Raw genomic sequence first — 14628 nt, 5'->3', positions numbered from 1 at the left:
CATCAAGGGTCCATAGTGCGACTGAAAGTAATTAGTCTTGTAATTGGTATATTGTCAGGCTTATCCGCCTGTAGCACAACCGAAAAAGCAACAAACGTGACAGTTACGGAAGATAATCAACAACAACGTATACCTGATGTACTAAATGCATCTGGCCTTTTCAATAAAGCGATTTCCAAACAAGGCATTCATAAAATTCAGTTACTCTATAGTGCCCGAGAAGCCGCTATCATCGAACAAGATTGGCAGACACTAGAACAAGCCTGTTTAGCGCTGGAAAGTAAAAACAGTGTCGACCATGTACAAAATAAGCTGTACATCGCACTCGCTCGTAAAGAAATGGCGAATTACACTGATGCATTATCCATTTTAAGAACCCTTTCAGAGCAACTCAAACTTCCCGAGCATCAAGGCTGGCATCAGTATTTAATGGGCAGCATATATGCCTCTCAGCAATTGCCCAAAAAAGCACTGGTTCATTACTTCAAAGCTTCGGATATTGCATTTCAAAACAACTTAACCTTTGCGAGCTTAAACGACGAAACTTGGCGGGCATTGCAACAGCTTTCTTCCTACGCGTTAGAACGCTTTGATACTGGCTCTGTTGTGCAACAAGGCTGGACAAAATTAGCCAAGTACCAACAGATTTACCTCGGTACTGGTGTTGAACTTCACCAAGCGATGAACAATTGGCAACGCCGCTTTATCAACCACCCTGCTAGCTATATTCTGCCCAAAGAGGTTACACAAGCGGTATTATTGTCACCGTATGAAACTAAAAAGTTGGCGATACTTTTACCTCAGTCAGGGCCAAGCGAGCGACTAGGTGCAGCATTAAAGAATGGCTTTTTAGCCGCCAGTGATAATTGGCCTGATAGCGAAATTTTTTTTATTGATGAAATGCAAACGAATATAGAAATAGAAGCACAGTTAGCGCAAAACCAGGCTGACTTTGTTATTGGTCCACTATTAAAAAACAATATTGAAAAACTCAGTGATAGCAGCACACTGCATGTATTGCCCACAATTCACCTCAATACAAAAAGTTCACAGAGCCAGAAAAACCCAAATCATTACTACTTTGCACTAAACCCTGAGCATGAAGTAGAGCAGGCTTTAGTTCACTTTTTGGCAAAGAAATACCAAAAACCCATGTTACTCGCGCCTGACTCTAACTCTGGAAAAAGACTCGTGGAACACTTTAGCGAGCAATGGCGGTTGTACAGTGAAGCAGCGCCTGAAGTTGGCTTATATACCGACAGTAAGAACATGGCCAAAGTTATCGCCAACTTATTAGAAGTAGAGAACTCTAAACAACGCATAAAAACGATTGAAAGTTTATATCGTAAAACGGATATAGAAAGTGAAACACGTTCTCGTAGAGACATTGATGTGATTTATATACTTGGGAACGCTTCAGAGACACGTCTGTTGAAACCCTATTTAGACGTCAATGTCAGTACATTCGCTCCTAAAATCCCTTTATATGCAAGCTCTCGTAGCTATAGCCGACGTATCGATACTACCGATAAAAGCGATCTAGAAGGCTTATACTTTACGGAACAGCCGTGGATGTTGCCCAATACAACAGATAACCGCGCGCTGAGAAATCAATATATGCAACTGTGGCCGGAACAAGCTGATATAGAACAACGTTTATTTGCAATGGCATTTGATGCGGTTGCACTTATAGGTGAAATAAAGCAACTGGCAAAAATACCAGGTAAAGAGTTTATTGGTCTAACTGGGCAATTGAGTATTAAATCCGATAATACTATTCACAGAAGGTTGAAATGGGCTCAGTATTACAAACAACAGATCCGCACAATCAATTTAAACGAGCAAGCACCGTTGCCTTTATTTATGCAAAGTGCCGCAGCTGAAAATAGGATCTTGAAGAAATAATTATACCGTTAAGGAAGACATATGCTAAAAGGACTATTTAGCAACTCACGAGATAAAGGTTCATATTACGAACGTCTCGCCGAATCATACTTACAGCAACATGGGTTGATTCCAGAAACAAACAATTATTATTGCCGATATGGTGAAATTGATTTAATTATGCGAGATAACAATACTTTGGTTTTTATTGAAGTAAAATATCGCAAACATACACAATTTGGTGGGGCTTTATCGGCTTTATCATATAAAAAACAACAAAGGTTAAAGCGCAGTATTTATCAGTATTTGACAGAGCAACAGTTGCATAATACTCAAGTACGCGTAGACTTTGTAGCAATCGAGGGTGAGAATCCTCCCAATATACAATGGATTAAGAGCGTTTTTTGATATGCAAGAATCTATTAAAGCGATTTTTACAGAAAGTATTCAAGCACAAATTGCAGCTGGTGAAGTACTCCCCAGTTCCCTTGAAGCTGCAGCACTGACAATTGTGCAAAGTTTAATTAATGGTAATAAAGTGGTGTGTTGTGGCGTGCCCAGTTGCCATATGTTGGCCACTCATATGGCTGGGTTATTAGTCAACTTCTACGAAACCGAAAGACCTTGCTTACCTGCGGTTGCCTTAACGCAGAACAGCATACACCTTGGCAGTATGGGCTCCGACGATGATATGGAGCATTATGCCCGTCAAGTAAGAGCCTTTGGCCAACAAGGTGATTTACTGCTCGTCATCGGTGTAAATGGGAATGAGAAAAGTGTGGTGAGCGCAGCGGAAGCTGCATTAACTAAAGATATGAAAGTCATTGCATTAATTGGTGATGATGGTGGCGAACTGACCGGGCTACTTGGCCCAACCGATGTTGAAATCAGAGTACCGAGTAAGCGTCCAAGTCGTATTGTTGAGTCCCATTTATTTTCCATACACTGCTTAACTCAGCTCATTGATGACACCTTATTCCCACAGGAAGAACAATAAATGCGTATAAAACCGATTGCGTTATTACTCAGCCTTACTCTCTTACAAGGCTGTGCCGCAGCCGTTGTCGCAGGTACAGCCAGCGCAATGTCGGCTGCGAATGATCGTCGTACCATTGGTACACAAATTGATGACAACAATATCGAAATAAAAGGAACGCTTGCCATAAAAAGCATTGACCGCCTATCTAAACATGCCAATATTAGCCTGGTCAGTGTTAATGGTATTGTACTTATGGTTGGGCAAGTGAGTAATATTGAAATGCAGGCTGAAGCTGAGAATGCATTAAAAACGATACCAGCAATACGTAGCGTTCATAATCAACTACGAATTGGAACAAACATCGGGCTAACAACACAAACACACGATACATGGCTTACCTCTAAAGTAAAAACCAGACTCTTAGCCGACGAAAACGTCAGTGGTAACAATATAAAAGTTGTGACCGAGAACTCAGAGGTTTTCTTAATGGGCTTAGTTGCGCCAGCTGAAGCAGAACAAGCTGTTGAGATTGCCAGAAATATCAGTGGTGTGGAGCGCGTTATTAAGGCATTCGAATACCTCTAATAGTGAACCTAATTTTCCCAATTTAATAAAGACTAAAGTACGCATAAAAAAACCCGCTGAATGCGGGTTTTTTACTGACTAAATAGTCGCTATTTGACCACTCGTAGATGAGAACCTTTCTTTTTCTCAGGTTTTTCAACAGGATCAGGCGATCCTGTTTCTTCACTTTCTACGGGCTCTAGCGTCTCTTCAAACTCAGTATCATCAAATACTTCTTGAGTAAAGACAGTACCTTCACCATTTTCTCGAGCGTAGATAGCCAATACGGCACCTAAAGGTACATAGACCTGCATAGGTTGACCACCAAATCGCGCATTAAAACTAAGTTGCTCATTATCCAAAGAAAATGCAGTAACTGCTGAAGGACTGATATTCAAAACTATTTGCCCATCCTGAACAAATTGCGTTGGTACTTGTACCTCAGGATAATCAGCATTAACCACTAAATGAGGGGTGCATTCATTATCAACAATCCAGTCGAAAAATGCTCTCAATAAGTATGGGCGATTTGGCGTCATTATGATCTGATCTCGCGTTCTGCTTCAGTTAATGATGCCTGGAACGAATCACGCTCGAATAAACGTAGCATGTAATCTTTCATCTCTTTTGCACCTGCGCCATTAAGCTCAATACCAAGTTCTGGCAAACGCCATAATAACGGTGCTAAATAACAATCAACCAAGCTAAACTCTTCACTCATGAAGTAAGGTGCTTCAGTAAAGATAGCTGCAACCGCTAACAACGCCTCGGTTAAATCCCTACGTGCAAGAGCAGCATCAGAACCACCCTCTGAGATTTTTTCTGCAAGGCTATACCAATCATTTTCAATACGGTGCATCATTAAACGACTGCGACCACGCATAACTGGATATACAGGCATTAGTGGAGGGTGTGGAAAACGCTCATCAAGATATTCCATGATGATGTCTGCACGGTAAAGACCAAGCTCACGATCAATTAAAGTTGGTACAGTGCCATAAGGGTTTATCTCATGAAGAGCTTCTGGCAGATTGTCCTTTTCTGCTAGGTGGATATCAACACTTACGCCTTTCTCTGCAAGTACAATACGTACTTGGTGACTGTACATACAGTTCGCACCAGAGAAAAGAGTCATTACAGGGCGCTTATTGGCAGCAACGGCCATGCCTACCTCCATTAATAATTACAAAAGTAATAAATCACTTTAAACAGCAATAGGGGCTACTGCCCCTATTACAAAATCACCTTAGATTTGTTCGCTTTAGTGAACATCTCTCCAGTATTCTTTCTTCAAGAAGAATGCAAGGATAAATAGAATTAATAAAAACCCTAATACCTTAATACCAATTGACTCAGACTCTAGGCGAGATGGCTCACCAACATAAGCTAAGAAATTAGTAATGTCACGTGCAGCATGGTCATATTCATCAGTGCTCATTTCACCTGAGCCATCTGTTTTTAAACCAACTACTTTAGTAACCGTTTTACCATGCTCTTCTACTTCTTCAGTAATAGGCAATGGTAAACCTTGCAATTCTTGTAGTACATGTGGCATACCCACTAATGGGAATACAATATTATTCACACCAAATGGACGCGACTCATCTTTGTAAAACGACTTTAAATACGTATAGATGTAGTCTGGTGATTTAACACGTGAAATCAAAGTTAAATCTGGTGGCGCTGCACCAAACCATTTAGCGGCATCATCTTGATCCATTGCATTCAAAATGTGGCTACCCACTTTTGAACCATCAAAAATTAGCTGCTCCTGGCCAATGTCTGTTGGAATACCAATGTCACGGAACGTACGTTCATAACGTTGGTACTGCATTTGGTGACAACCAAGGCAGTAATTCATGAATAACTGAGCACCACGTTGTAGTGACGCCTTGTCAGTTAAATCATTATTAGCTTCCATCAAAGGTACTGATGGTCCTGCTGCCATAACAAATGTTGGCAACAATGCGAACAAACCGATAACTAGTTTTTTCATCATTTGGTTACCCTCGTAGGCAATGGCTTAGTCGTCTCGTTCTTTGAATACACAAATAGTAACACGAAGAACATGAAGTAAGTCACAGTCGTAATTTGCGATAAGATTGTCTTAAAGTCTGTTTGTGGTGTAGCACCAACCCAGCCAAGAATAACAAACGTTACAACAAATTGAGCTATATTCCACTTGTGTAGTGCACAACGATAACGAATAGAGCGCACTGAACCACGGTCAAGCCAAGGTAACAATGCGAGTACCACGATTGAGGCACCCATTGCTGCAACACCCATTAATTTATCAGGGATGGCACGTAATATCGCATAAAATGGTGTGAAATACCAAACAGGGAAAATATGCTCTGGTGTTTTTAGTGGATTTGCAGCTTCAAAGTTTGGCGCTTCTAAGAAGAAACCACCCATCTCTGGAGAGAAAAAGACAACCCAACAAAATAAAATTAAGAAACCTGCTACACCTAAAATGTCTTTCACTGTGTAGTAAGGGTGGAAAGGAATTGCGTCAACAATATCTTTCTTATCAGTATAATACTCGTGAAACTTAAACTTAGGCTTTTCATCTTCTGAAATAGTGCCTTTTTTATGTTTAATTTCAATACCATCTGGGTTATTTGAACCTACCTCATGTAATGCTACAATGTGAAGGAATACTAAAATAACCAAGACTAAAGGTAATGCAATAACATGTAATGCAAAGAAGCGGTTAAGCGTTGCACCAGAAATAACATAATCACCACGGATCCACTGAGTTAAGTCTTCACCAATCACTGGAATTGCACCAAATAGCGAGATAATTACCTGAGCTCCCCAAAAAGACATTTGTCCCCAAGGTAGTAAGTAACCCATGAATGCTTCAGCCATTAGCGCTAAGAAAATAAACATACCAAACAACCACAACAACTCTCGTGGCTTTTGATAAGAACCGTAAATCATGCCTCGGAACATGTGTAAGTACACGACAACAAAAAACGCAGATGCGCCTGTTGAGTGCAGATATCGCAGTAACCAACCATACTCTACATCACGCATGATGTACTCCACTGAAGCAAATGCGCCCTCAGCAGATGGAACATAGTTCATGGTTAACCAAATACCCGTTAGGATTTGGTTTACTAGCACAAGAATCGCTAATGAACCGAATAAGTACCAAAAGTTAAAATTCTTTGGTGCAGGATATTGAGCAATGTGCATATTCCAGACGCGAGTCATTGGAATACGGTCATCGATCCAGTTAATGACGTTACCTACAACGCCTGAAGCTGCTTTAGAGTTTTCAGCCATTACGCTACCCCTTCTTCTTCACCAACGATAATCGTGGTGTCATCAATAAAGGTGTATGGAGGGATCTCAAGGTTTAACGGTGCAGGAACCGCTTGGAATACTCGACCAGCCATATCAAATTTAGAACCATGACATGGGCAGAAGAAACCATCCTCTGTACCTTCAACTTTTTCACCAAAGCCACCTTGCAGGAAGCTAGGTGAACAGCCTAGGTGTGTACAAATACCGACCGCAACAAAAATCTCCGGACGCTTAGAGCGATATGGATTTTTAGCTGAATCGAGTTGTTGAGGTTCTTCAGAAGCAGGATCACGAAGTTGCCCTTCATGAGCTTTCATCTCTTCTAACATTTTTGGGGTACGAGAAATAACCCAAACAGGCTTACCTCGCCACTCAACACGAATTAATTGTCCAGGCTCAAGTTTGCTGATATCCACTTCTACAGGCGCACCTGCAGATTTAGCTCGCTCACTTGGATTCCAAGACGCAATAAAGGGAACAGCAGCCCCAGCCGCACCAACACCACCTACAACAGAGGTAGCTATGGTTAAAAAGCGACGTCGGCCATTGTCTACAGGCGCATTGCTCATCCACTTATCTCCACTATGAATCTCAACACTTGCTATATTGAGAACATCGTTACAGCAGGTTAATTTTAAGAAACTACAAAATAGACGCGATCATAAATAAATCCCTTGATTAAAACAAGGTTATTCAAACCTAATGATCCGATAAACCAAACAACACAGTCTAAGTTAACCAGAGCAAAAAGCTAATCTCTTATGATATCGCTTCAATAACAACAATTTACTGACCAAGATCAACCTCTGTATGAAAAAATGCCCTCTACAGAATTCCCGTTGAAACTCACTCACTTTACTTGCCCTGCAATTGTAGCAAAAAAAAGCGCTGAGTTATCGACAGATTTGCACTAAATGTAATAAATATTGAACTTTTTTTGTCAATAAAAACGGGATATTAGTATATTGAGGATAATTTAAACGACAGACCGTCGTATAAAAAGGCAACTTTAGGTGAGCAGGGTTAATCAGTAAAAACAAAAAACCCAGCACAAGCTGGGTTTTTGAATTCTTGAAACGTAAAAAATTAACGCTTTGAGAACTGAGGACGCTTACGCGCTTTGTGTAGACCCACTTTCTTACGCTCAACTTTACGAGCATCGCGAGTAACAAAGCCAGCTTTACGAAGTGTAGGACGTAGTGACTCGTCAAACTCCATAAGTGCACGAGTAATACCGTGACGGATTGCGCCAGCTTGACCTGTTGTACCACCACCTTCAACAGTGATGTAAAGGTCAAACTTTTCAGTCATGTCTACAAGCTCAAGAGCTTGACGAACAACCATACGAGCTGTTTCACGACCAAAGTACTCATCTAGTGAGCGCTTATTGATTACGATGTTGCCAGTGCCTGGGCGTAAGAATACGCGAGCACTTGAACTTTTACGACGACCTGTACCGTAGTATTGATTTGCCATGATGTGCTCCTTAAATGTCTAGAACCTGCGGCTGTTGTGCCGCGTGGTTGTGCTCATTACCAACGTAAACTTTAAGCTTACGGTACATTTCACGACCTAGAGGGCCGCGAGGTAACATGCCTTTAACCGCTTTCTCAATAATCATTTCAGGCTTAGCAGCTTGAAGCTTATCGAAAGTTACAGACTTAAGTCCACCTGGGAAACCAGAGTGTGCGTAGTACACTTTGTTTTTGAATTTGTTACCAGTTACAGTAACTTTTTCAGCGTTGATAACGATGATATAATCACCAGTATCTACGTGTGGAGTGTATTCAGCTTTATGCTTTCCGCGTAGGCGACTAGCGATTTCAGTAGCGATACGACCTAAAGTTTTACCTTCAGCGTCAACTACGTACCAGTCACGTTTTACTGTATCTGGTTTAGCAACAAACGTTTTCATCTAAAAAATCCAATGTTTTCAATTAAAACCACAGATAACCAAAATGGTTATCGCTTTACTATATAGTGCTTTAACCCCTTCGAGTTGAAGACTTTTTGCCGCTCAAGTCAGTGGCTAAGCCGACGAGGGCAATAGAACGCAACGTGGCAGGCCGCGGATTATAGCAACTCATAAGGAGATTGACTAGCGCGCGATTGTTTTTTCCACAAAAAAATTGCTTTTCGTTGGTTTCACCCGTTACGATGGCTTGATCATTGAACTAGGCGAGATGTTCACGCGCCAAATAATCAAGCGATTGCATTTCTTGTAAACGACTGATACACCGTTTGAACTCAAACTCGAGTGTGCCCGTAGAATACAACTCTGTGATAGGTGCTTGTGCCGATATGATAAGCGTCACATTTCGCTCATAAAACTCATCAACTAACGCAATAAAACGCCGAGCGGCATCGTCATTCTGTTGGCTCAATTGCTTTACATTGGATAAAATCACGGTGTTATATAGACGACTAATTTCCATATAATCCACTTGTGAACGCGCAGTTTCACACAACTGTGTAAAATCAAACATGACAATACAGTCTGACACTTTGCGCGTGTTAATTAAGCGTCCTTCAATTTCAATGGCCTCATCCACTCGCCCAGGCTCTGGAGATAACTTATCAAAATAAGCAAACAAATTATCATCCGCTTTTTTGTCTAAGGGACTATGAAATATTTCAGCTTGTTCAAGTGTACGTAATCGGTAATCAATACCAGAGTCCACATTCACGACTTCAGTATTGGCGTTAACAAGCTCTATTGCAGGTAAAAATCGCGCGCGTTGCAGGCCATTTCGATATAAATCATCGGGTACAATATTTGAGGTGGCTACCAAAACTATATCACGAGCAAAAAGCGCCTGCATCAAGCCTCCTAGTAACATCGCATCGGTGATATCTTGCACAAAAAATTCATCAAAACATATAATATCAGTTTCTTTTTTAAAAATATCAGCAACGACTTCAAGTGGATTTTTAACATCTTGAAGTTTTTTTAATTCATCGTGAACACGATGCATAAAACGGTGAAAATGCACGCGCATTTTTCTCTCGCTGGGCAATGCTTCAAAAAACGTATCAACTAAATATGTTTTCCCTCGGCCAACACCTCCCCAAAAATACAATCCTTTAATTTTTTTTGGCTCTGGTTTCTTAGCAAAAATACGAGATAGAAAACTGCCCGAAGGGGCGACTGGTTGGGCGCATAAATCATCATACAAACGTTGCAAATGCTTAACCGCATTTTCTTGTGCACTGTCATACTGGAAATCTTCCGTTTGTAGGTCTTGTTGATATTTTTGCCAAGGAGTCATCATTTTTTACACTGTTAACCGTTTTTATTTGTTCTCTATATTAACACGCAACCAATCTACGCGTATATTGAACAACTAGGTAGATTTTATTCTTATCGCAAATATACGGTTCTAATTTTTTAACTGAGACTGCGATAATTCATAGGAGAGAAATATGACAACCATCGTTTGGTTAGGACTTTTGATTATTACAGGTGTTGTTAGTTTTTTTATTGGTGCTCAAGTCACTAGAAAACAATTGAAACAAACGGAATTAGAACAGCAAGCTATTCAAGCAAAAAGTGAATTAGAACAATATCGTCAAGATGTCTCTGATCACTTAGCCAGTACAAAAAAACTGATGAGCAAGATGCAAGAAAGCTACACGCAACTATTTAGCCATGTAGAACAAACAGATCAAGTGCTATTAACTGAAAAGCCAACTCACCCAAGTGAGCCATTCTTTTCCAAAGAAACAACAGAGCAGCTTCATGCCTCTCTAAAAAGCCGGCCTGAACGCAGAAGAGCAAATAATCGCTCTGATGACTCTGCACAACCCGTTGACTATGTAGAAGGCGAATCGGGTATTTTTTCTGGTGAAAGTTTAGAAAATGAGCAAACAAAAGTATCTTGATGAACTTTTTTTTGGCCCCATAGTCAGTAAGTACAGATAACCAAATAGCGAATTGACGTTGGTCCGATAATTATGTGGTAATTATGTTCCAATGTCTTTTCAATAACTAACTGCTTTTTTCGGAGTACTTATTGACTATGAAATTGAAATTCTCGTTATTATCAGCGGCACTTTTATCTTCAACTTTCTTATTAAATCCCAGTGTCTCTTTCGCTAAATTGCCTGTTGCTGTTGATGGCCAAACCTTACCGACCCTAGCCCCTATGCTAGAGCGTGTTACCCCAGGGGTCGTTAGCATCCAAGTTTCTGGCGCAAAAGAAGTGCGTCGCCGCGTTGACCCATTTGATTATTTTTTTGGCCAACCTCAACCTCGCAGCCAAAAGCGTCAATTCAGTGGATTAGGTTCAGGTGTCATCATTGATGCAAGTGAAGGTTATGTCGTCACCAATAACCATGTGATTGCTGATGCTGAAAAAATCATTGTTACTTTAGAAGATGGTAGAGAATTTGATGCTAAATTAGTTGGCACTGACAAAGAGTCTGACATTGCATTATTAGAGATTGAATCAGAAGAACTTACAGAAGTAAAACTCGCGAACTCCGATGTGCTACGGGTTGGGGATTTTGCGGTAGCAATAGGTAACCCATTCGGATTGAGCCATACGGTTACATCAGGGATTGTAAGTGCGCTTGGTCGAAGTGGTTTAAACATTGAAGGGTATGAAGACTTTATACAAACCGATGCAGCAATTAACCAAGGAAACTCTGGTGGTGCTTTAGTTAACTTAAAAGGCGAACTAATTGGTATTAATACTGCGATTTTAGGAGCATCTGGTGGTAATGTGGGCATTGGTTTTGCTATCCCTTCCAATATGATGAAGAACTTAGTTGACCAAATAGTGGAGTTTGGTCAGGTTAGGCGTGGCTCTCTCGGTATTCAAGGTAGAACATTAGATGCAGGTATTGCTAAAGCACAAGGCTTTGATGTAAAACAAGGGGCTTATGTTGCACAAGTTGTCAATGATTCTGCAGCCAGTGAAGCTGGGATATTAGCAAATGACGTTATTGTGTCAGTCAATGGTGACGATATTCAAAGTTTCGCCGAATTGGCAAGTAAAATTGCAACCATCGGAGAGGGACGTACCGTCAAAGTGGGAGTCTACCGCGATGGGAAAACCCGTTCGATTAACGTCACGCTCAAAGGACAAGGTGAACTACAAGCCCAAGCCGATAAAGTCCATCCTATGTTGCGCGGCGCAGTACTTGAAAGCGGAGAACGTGAGGGGAATAAAGGCGTGATAGTTTCATCAGTGGAAGCTCGCTCTCCCGCTGCACGCGTTGGATTAGAAGAAGGCGATGTAATTATGCAAGTGAATCGACAACGGATTGACAGCATCCGAGAAATGGGCAGCTTAATTGAGGACATCCAAGGAAATATCGTCCTCGGCATTAAAAGAGGTCGCGACTCGGTATTTCTTTTAATTCAATAATCACTTTTTCAATAAAAAAACACAGTGGTTCTTGCCGCTGTGTTTTTATTTGTGCCATCATAAACAATAAATAAATATAAATAGATTACGACTGTGCTTAAACTACTTCGCTTTATTATGCCGCCATTGCTAGCAGGCCTCGGCATTGCTTTTTTAATCATTTGGTTCACGCCAAACTTACGCAGCGCAGTGCTGCCTAAAATTGATGTATCAAGCCGATATAGTAATACTCATATGAGCTTTGCAGATGCGGTTGAAAAAGCCTCCCCCGCTGTAGTCACTATTTTTTCTGAAGGGATCACCTCTGTTCCTAGGTTTAAGCGTGCAAATACCACACAAGAGCTCGGATCTGGCGTCATCATGTCAAACGACGGTTACATATTAACAAACTACCACGTGGTCAATAATGCAGATCAAATCATGGTCATTTTAACTGACGGACGTATTTTCAATGAAGTTCAAGTGATTGGTTTTGATACAGTAACTGACTTAGCCTTATTAAAAATTGATGAGCAACACCTTCCCGTTATTCCAATGGATGACACTTTCAATCCTCGAGTTGGTGATGTTGTCTTAGCGATTGGTAATCCACTAAATTTGGGTCAAACTATTACTCAAGGTGTGATCAGCGCAACGGGGAAGAAACTGACTCCGGACAATTCTTATAGCAGCCTATTACAAATGGATGCGGCCGTGAATGTCGGAAACTCAGGCGGCGCATTAATAAATTCAAATGGCACATTGGTCGGGCTCACTTCAGCCCAATTTAGAACTCGCTATAATATCGACATTCAAGGGATTTCCTTTGCGATTCCCTACTCACTTGCTAAAGAAGTCATGGAGAAATTAAAACGTGATGGCAGAGTGGTTCGCGGATACCTTGGATTCACCGGAAATGCGGTCGATAGCACGGGTAAAGTCGTTACTGACTTATACACCAAAGTGGTTGGGCTCAGAGTTAATAACATAGACCCCTTAGGGCCTGCATGGCAATCAGGTATGCAAGATAATGACATCATTGTCAAAGTTGCAGGTAATGCTGTCACCAACCCGCAGCAAACACTTAAATTTATTGGTAACACTCGCCCTGGCACCATATTAGAGTTCGAAGCATACCGAAATACCGAGCTATTAACTTTTCAAGTCACAGTTGCAAAACTTGAAAGCAGAACCCAGTAGCGGTTTATATATAATAACCCAAGAAAAAAGCGAGCTTAAGCTCGCTTTTTTCTTAATCACTCAGAAAGTGTTAATTGTGCTTTCTTTTAATATTAGCACCAAGCTTACTTAGCTTATCTTCGATTCTTTGATAGCCGCGGTCAACATGATAGATGCGATCAACCACTGTTTCACCGCTAGCTACTATCCCTGTCAATATCAAGCTTGCAGAAGCTCGCAGGTCTGTTGCCATGACTTGCGCACCACTTAGTTTATCGGTTTCACCACAGATCGCTGTATTGCCCTCTAAACGAATATTTGCGCCCATTCTTTGCAGCTCAGGCACATGCATAAAACGGTTCTCAAAAATAGTTTCAGTGATAGTTGCACTACCCTGCGCAACAACATTCAATGCGGTAAATTGAGCTTGCATATCCGTCGGGAACCCTGGATGTGGCATTGTCTTAATGTTTACAGCCTGCAACGCACGCTGTCGCATATCAACATAAATACTGTCTGCAGTCACTTCCACCAATGCATTCGCAGCTCTAAGCTTTTCTAACACAGGCTCTAAACTCGTGTGATCCGTGCTCTTACACAAGACTTCGCCCTTCGCCATCGCCGCGGCAACTAAGAAAGTCCCTGTTTCAATTCGATCTGGTAGGATTCTATGTTCGCACCCTAAGAGCTGCTCGACACCCTGCACCTCAATGCGACTAGTACCAGCCCCTTTGATATTCGCCCCCATAGCAATCAAGCACTCAGCTAAATTGACTATTTCAGGTTCTTGAGCTGCATTTTCTAAAACCGTTACGCCGTCAGCCAATGTTGCCGCCATCAACAGGTTTTCTGTCGCTCCAACACTCACCATTTCCATATATATTTCAGCGCCCTGCAAGCGCCCGCTCGATTTGGCATTGATATAACCATTTTCAACAGTTATTTCGGCCCCCATACGCTCTAAGCCTTTAATATGAATATCAACAGGCCTAGCACCGATTGCACAGCCTCCAGGTAAAGACACCTGAGCTTCACCGAAACGAGCCAGTAAAGGTCCCAAAGCAAGTACTGATGCACGCATTTGCTTTACAAGCTCATAGGGAGCAAGCACTTTATCAACACGACTACCATCTACTTCAAGTACACTTCCTTGCCAAGCAACACCAGCACCCAGTGTCTTCAGAAGCGCTTCCGTTGTGCCTATATCACGTAATTGAGGGACATTGCTAAAACGGCTTTTACCATTTGCTAGTAATGCAGCAAATAAAATGGGCAATGCAGCGTTTTTTGCACCTGATATTGTGACTTCACCTGCTAAAGTAGTGCCACCTTGGATAATAAACTGATCCATCGAGGCCT

The 14628-nt window shown here is 41.4% G+C and carries 16 protein-coding genes; 7 read left to right on the top strand and 9 right to left on the bottom strand.

All coding sequences use genetic code 11. The features are described from left to right. The first annotated feature begins 15 nt into the window (after window positions 1-15). The 4 genes from PAUR_RS02980 to dolP are packed head-to-tail and all read left to right on the top strand — an operon-like array spanning window position 16 to window position 3448. Window positions 16-1905 (top strand): penicillin-binding protein activator, encoded by a 1890-nt coding sequence (locus PAUR_RS02980; RefSeq protein ID WP_192506335.1) that lies wholly within the window; start codon window positions 16-18, stop codon window positions 1903-1905. Window positions 1906-1926: 21 nt separating this feature from the next. Continuing rightward, complete coding sequence (locus PAUR_RS02975) at window positions 1927-2292, top strand: YraN family protein (protein WP_192506334.1); 366 nt, start codon at window positions 1927-1929, stop codon at window positions 2290-2292. 1 nt (window position 2293) lies between these two features. After that, a complete protein-coding gene (locus PAUR_RS02970; RefSeq protein ID WP_192506333.1) occupies window positions 2294-2881 on the top strand; it encodes an SIS domain-containing protein in 588 nt (195 codons plus the stop codon). Next, the gene (gene dolP, locus PAUR_RS02965) at window positions 2882-3448 is read left to right on the top strand and encodes a division/outer membrane stress-associated lipid-binding lipoprotein (protein ID WP_192506332.1); all 567 of its coding nucleotides are present in this window, start codon (window positions 2882-2884) and stop codon (window positions 3446-3448) included. A gap of 89 nt (window positions 3449-3537) precedes the next feature. Here the strand turns inward: dolP and PAUR_RS02960 are convergent, their stop codons facing one another. The 8 genes from PAUR_RS02960 to zapE all read right to left on the bottom strand — a co-directional run bounded on the left by PAUR_RS02960 (window position 3538) and on the right by zapE (window position 10008). Next, a complete protein-coding gene (locus tag PAUR_RS02960) occupies window positions 3538-3966 on the bottom strand; it encodes a ClpXP protease specificity-enhancing factor (RefSeq protein ID WP_192506331.1) in 429 nt (142 codons plus the stop codon). Then, a complete protein-coding gene (gene sspA, locus PAUR_RS02955) occupies window positions 3966-4592 on the bottom strand; it encodes a stringent starvation protein SspA (protein WP_192506330.1) in 627 nt (208 codons plus the stop codon). The genes PAUR_RS02960 and sspA overlap by 1 nt, the downstream gene beginning before the upstream one ends. Before the next feature lie 96 nt (window positions 4593-4688). Next, entirely contained in the window at window positions 4689-5426 is a 738-nt protein-coding gene (locus tag PAUR_RS02950) for a cytochrome c1 (protein WP_192506329.1), read from the bottom strand. Continuing rightward, window positions 5423-6718: a cytochrome b gene (locus PAUR_RS02945; RefSeq protein WP_192506328.1), complete on the bottom strand. Its 1296-nt coding sequence runs from the start codon at window positions 6716-6718 to the stop codon at window positions 5423-5425. Before PAUR_RS02945 ends, PAUR_RS02950 begins: the two co-directional genes overlap by 4 nt. After that, window positions 6718-7308: a ubiquinol-cytochrome c reductase iron-sulfur subunit gene (petA, locus tag PAUR_RS02940; RefSeq protein WP_119860956.1), complete on the bottom strand. Its 591-nt coding sequence runs from the start codon at window positions 7306-7308 to the stop codon at window positions 6718-6720. Before petA ends, PAUR_RS02945 begins: the two co-directional genes overlap by 1 nt. A 517-nt stretch (window positions 7309-7825) precedes the next feature. After that, a complete protein-coding gene (gene rpsI / locus PAUR_RS02935; protein ID WP_171041054.1) occupies window positions 7826-8218 on the bottom strand; it encodes a 30S ribosomal protein S9 in 393 nt (130 codons plus the stop codon). A 7-nt stretch (window positions 8219-8225) separates the two neighbouring features. Continuing rightward, window positions 8226-8654: a 50S ribosomal protein L13 gene (gene rplM, locus PAUR_RS02930; protein ID WP_010361380.1), complete on the bottom strand. Its 429-nt coding sequence runs from the start codon at window positions 8652-8654 to the stop codon at window positions 8226-8228. A 259-nt stretch (window positions 8655-8913) separates the two neighbouring features. After that, the gene (zapE, locus tag PAUR_RS02925) at window positions 8914-10008 is read right to left on the bottom strand and encodes a cell division protein ZapE (protein WP_192506545.1); all 1095 of its coding nucleotides are present in this window, start codon (window positions 10006-10008) and stop codon (window positions 8914-8916) included. A gap of 154 nt (window positions 10009-10162) precedes the next feature. On the opposite strand from zapE, the gene PAUR_RS02920 reads away from it, so the two are divergent. The 3 genes from PAUR_RS02920 (at window position 10163) to PAUR_RS02910 (ending at window position 13290) form a co-directional block, all read left to right on the top strand. After that, on the top strand, window positions 10163-10621 hold the full coding sequence (locus PAUR_RS02920) for a YhcB family protein (protein ID WP_192506327.1): 459 nt from the start codon (window positions 10163-10165) through the stop codon (window positions 10619-10621). 137 nt (window positions 10622-10758) lie between these two features. Continuing rightward, entirely contained in the window at window positions 10759-12111 is a 1353-nt protein-coding gene (locus tag PAUR_RS02915) for a DegQ family serine endoprotease (protein ID WP_192506326.1), read from the top strand. Between the two features lie 93 nt (window positions 12112-12204). Further along, window positions 12205-13290 (top strand): trypsin-like peptidase domain-containing protein, encoded by a 1086-nt coding sequence (locus tag PAUR_RS02910; RefSeq protein ID WP_192506325.1) that lies wholly within the window; start codon window positions 12205-12207, stop codon window positions 13288-13290. A 70-nt stretch (window positions 13291-13360) separates the two neighbouring features. Here the strand turns inward: PAUR_RS02910 and murA are convergent, their stop codons facing one another. Further along, on the bottom strand, window positions 13361-14620 hold the full coding sequence (gene murA / locus PAUR_RS02905) for a UDP-N-acetylglucosamine 1-carboxyvinyltransferase (RefSeq protein WP_192506324.1): 1260 nt from the start codon (window positions 14618-14620) through the stop codon (window positions 13361-13363). Window positions 14621-14628: the final 8 nt, after the last annotated feature.

It is taken from the genome of Pseudoalteromonas aurantia 208 (assembly GCF_014858725.1).
Lineage (GTDB): Bacteria > Pseudomonadota > Gammaproteobacteria > Enterobacterales > Alteromonadaceae > Pseudoalteromonas > Pseudoalteromonas aurantia.
Note: the sequence above shows the minus strand (reverse complement) of the source record. Positions and strands in the feature narration are given on the sequence as shown.